The organism is Salinisphaera sp. (genome assembly GCF_035690525.1).
Taxonomy (GTDB): Bacteria; Pseudomonadota; Gammaproteobacteria; order Nevskiales; family Salinisphaeraceae; genus Salinisphaera.
Genome location: NZ_DASSKM010000098.1, coordinates 1 through 3,488, shown reverse-complemented (window position 1 = coordinate 3,488; position 3,488 = coordinate 1). Strand labels below are relative to the sequence as shown.

Below are 3,488 nucleotides of genomic sequence, written 5' to 3'. Positions count from 1 at the left end.
ACGAAGCCCAGCGCTAGCGAACGCTTGGTCTCAAGGCCCCCCGGCCAGCTGTTGACGATGGATTCGATCGCGGCATCGGGTTCAAAACGCACGCGCGCCCGGGTTTCTATTCCAGCTTGGCGTTCCAGAGCGTCAAGCATTTCCGACACCGTGACGGTGAGCCCCGGCAAGTTGAAGGTGCGCCAGTCGCCCAGCCGATCGGCGGGCAGCGTCAGTGCATGGACCAGATTGGTCACGGCGGTTCGCGGCGACGACAGCCACAAGGGCAGATCGGACGCCACCGGGCAGATGGCGTCCTCTCCGTTCAGCGGCTCACGGATAATTGAACTGGCAAACGACGAAGCCGCTTTATTGGGTCGACCCGGGCGCACCACGATGGTTGGCAATCGACAGGCACGGCCGTCAATGAACCCTCGCCGGCTGTAATCGTTGACCAGCAGTTCACCGATCGCTTTCTGCGTACCGTAGGACGACTGCGGCATCGGTGCGGTGTCCTCGGCCAAGGGCTCGACCTCGCCCGGCCCAAACACAGCCAGCGAGCTGGCAAACAGGAAACGCGGCGCCTGCGCCAGCCGGCGGCACGCATCCAGAAGCACGCGCGTAGCATCGAAATTGACCTGCATGCCGCGCTGGAAATCGGCTTCGGCCTCGGCGCTGACGACCGCCGCCAAATGGCAGACCACGGCGACATCCGGGCCGAGCGCCGACTCGATCACGCGCGGGTCGCTGATGTCACCGGTGACCGACTCCACCCGCTCGTCGCTGATTGGGCAGGGGCCAACATCCAGCGACGTGATCGCCCTGGCCCGTTGACCGTCGATTAGCGGCTGGGTATCCAATAACGACTGAATAAGCCGTGCGCCGAGAAAACCGGCGCCGCCGGTAACAAGTATTCGCATCGCGCCCCTGCGTTTAATTGCATTGGCTTCGGCCGGGAAACCGATAGCTGTTTGTTATATGGTTAAAGGATTCGTAAGGTTGTCAGGCAACTTTGTTCTGAACAATATCGCCATTAGTCGATGGCGTAACCGTGAGCACACGGCATGTATTCCGATACGACGCGCGCAGTGACGCATTCAGCCAATCAACTCAAGCCGGGCCTGGATCTGGCCCGGCAAATGGCCCAGCAGTTGAGCCAAGCAATCCACGGCGGAGTGTTCGGTCCTGGACAGCGGCTACCGACCGAGGTGGTACTCGGTCAGCAATACGGTACCAGCCGCTCGGTGGTACGCGAGGCATTGTCGATGCTACGGCAGTCCGGTTTAATCATCTCGCGCCGTGGTAGTGGCAGTTTCGTCGCCAATACGCCAACCGCCGAGCTGCGGCTCAAGCTGCCGCACCGCTCCTTTCAGTCGGTAATCGAGCTACTGGAGTTGCGGCGTGCCGTGGAGGTCGAGGCCGCACGTCTGGCTGCTATCCGACGTACGCCCTCACAGTTGCGCCGCATCCGCAATGCCATGGTCGACATCGACGAAGCCGTGGAAAACGGCGCCACCGGCGTGGAACAAGATATGGCGTTTCATCACAGCATCGCCAAAGCGGCGAACAACACTTATTTCACGGCCTCTGTGAATTTCTATAACCAGTTTCTACAGCACGCGATCACGGTCACACGAACCAACGAAGCGCAGCGATTGACCTTCATGGAACAAGTGGTCGCCGAACACCAAGCCATTCTCAACGCCATCACTGCCGGCGACGCCGAAGCCGCCGCACGCTGTGTAGCGATCCATCTCACCCAGGCTGAAAAAAGGCTGCGTGAAGCACCGGCCGATCTGTTCGATCAAACCGAGGACAATCCCACATCGGCGCCGAACTAGCCATGTGCCGCAACGAGTTAGTACAACCGAAAAATTCTACCGTGCCGCAAAAAGCCTCCACAGCGGCAGCCAGAAGGAGATTTCATGCCCCTACTCGGATGTATCGCTGACGATTCGACCGGCGCAACCGACCTGGCCAGTCATTTGGTGACCGGCGGTATGCGTACGATCCAGACGATCGGCGTGCCGGAAGGCCAATCGGATAATTACCGTGACGTCGACGCGCTCGTGGTCGCGCTCAAGTCGCGTACCTGTCCCGTCGACGAGGCTGTCGAGAGCTCGCTCCTGGCTCTGGAGTGGCTACAAACTCAAGGCTGCAAACGTTTCTATTTCAAGTACTGCTCGACCTTCGATTCAACCGCCGAAGGCAATATCGGTCCGGTGTGCGAGGCGTTAATGACCGCACTCGATACCTCGTTCACCATCGCCTGTCCGGCCCTGCCCGCAAACCATCGCACCGTCTATCACGGCTATTTGTTCGTCGACGGCGTCTTGCTCAACGAAAGCGGCATGCAGGATCACCCGCTGACACCTATGACCGACGCCAATCTGCTACGTGTGCTGGATGCACAGACCCGCCAGAACGTCGGGCTGATCGATAAAGCCTGCATCATCGAAGGCCGTACGGCGGTGCGCCAACGCATCGCCTCGCTGCGCGAGGATGGGATCGACTTGGCCATCTGCGACACCATCGAGGAAGCCGATCTACGCGTGCTGGCTGCAGCCACTGCCGATCTGCCGCTGGTGACCGCCGGGTCGGGACTGGCCGCTGGCATTGCAGAAGCGTTCGCACGGGAGCATGCGCCTGCTGGGATCGCCGAACCGACCATCGCGGCCGCCGGTCACGCGGCTATCATCAGTGGCAGCTGTTCGCGTGCCACCCGAGTCCAGGTGGAGCACGCCCGCCAGCATTACGCCAATTTCCGGGTCGATGCACTGGCGCTGGCTGATGATTACCAGCGCGTGATCGATGAGGCGCTCGCGCAGGCCGACAGCCAGCTCACTCAGGGCCCGCTGCTGATCTATGCCAGTGCCGATCCCGAGACGGTACGTGAAGCCCAGCATCTGTTGGGCGTTGCCGAATCCGGCGCGTTGGTGGAACGTGCTTTGGCTGATATCGCGGCGCGATTGGTCGACGAGCACGGCGTGCGCCGGCTCCTCGTCGCCGGGGGCGAGACTTCTGGGGCTGTAGTGGCAAAACTTGGCGTACAGGCACTGCGCATTGGTGCTCCTATCGATCCGGGCGTCCCCTGGACCCTGACTATAGGCACTGCCGAACCACTGGCGATGGCGCTTAAATCGGGCAATTTCGGCGCCACCGATTTCATGATCAAAGCCTGGGATTTGCTGGCATGATCGATCACGATACCATTTTCGACGAAACCGCCCTACGCGAAGAAATCGCGGCCATTGGCCGCGCCTTCCGCCGACTCGGTGTTGCCCCCGGCACTTCCGGCAACATCAGCGCGAAGCTCGCCGACGGGTGGCTGATGACCCCGACCAACGCCAGCCTCGGCGCACTCGACCCCGAGGAAATCTCCAAGCTCGACTGGGACGGCAACCTGCTCTCCGGCAAGCCGCCGACCAAGGAGTCCTTCCTGCATCGCGCTTTTTATGAGGCCCGGCCGGACGCCGGCGGCGTCATCCATCTGCATGCGACTTATTCGT

General features: G+C 61.4%; 4 protein-coding genes. 3 read left to right on the top strand and 1 reads right to left on the bottom strand.

The genetic code is table 11. The annotated features are described in order from the left end of the window. On the bottom strand, positions 1–899 hold an 899-nt coding region (denD, locus tag VFJ08_RS07130), incomplete at its 3' end, for a D-erythronate dehydrogenase (protein ID WP_324996505.1). 168 nt (positions 900–1,067) lie between these two features. Here denD and VFJ08_RS07125 point away from each other — a divergent pair. From VFJ08_RS07125 to VFJ08_RS07115, 3 genes are all read left to right on the top strand, one after another. Then, positions 1,068–1,820 (top strand): FadR/GntR family transcriptional regulator, encoded by a 753-nt coding sequence (locus VFJ08_RS07125; protein WP_324996504.1) that lies wholly within the window; start codon positions 1,068–1,070, stop codon positions 1,818–1,820. A gap of 84 nt (positions 1,821–1,904) precedes the next feature. Beyond that, on the top strand, positions 1,905–3,176 hold the full coding sequence (gene otnK, locus VFJ08_RS07120) for a 3-oxo-tetronate kinase (protein ID WP_324996503.1): 1,272 nt from the start codon (positions 1,905–1,907) through the stop codon (positions 3,174–3,176). Then, positions 3,173–3,488 (top strand): class II aldolase/adducin family protein (locus VFJ08_RS07115; RefSeq protein ID WP_324996502.1); only part of this gene is annotated, 316 nt, incomplete at its 3' end. The genes otnK and VFJ08_RS07115, both read left to right, overlap by 4 nt.

What these genes read in the sequence shown, in the direction of transcription:
- otnK (WP_324996503.1), top strand. Translation starts at nt 1,905, where the DNA reads ATGCCCCTACTCGGATGTATCGCTGACGATTCGACCGGCGCAACCGAC.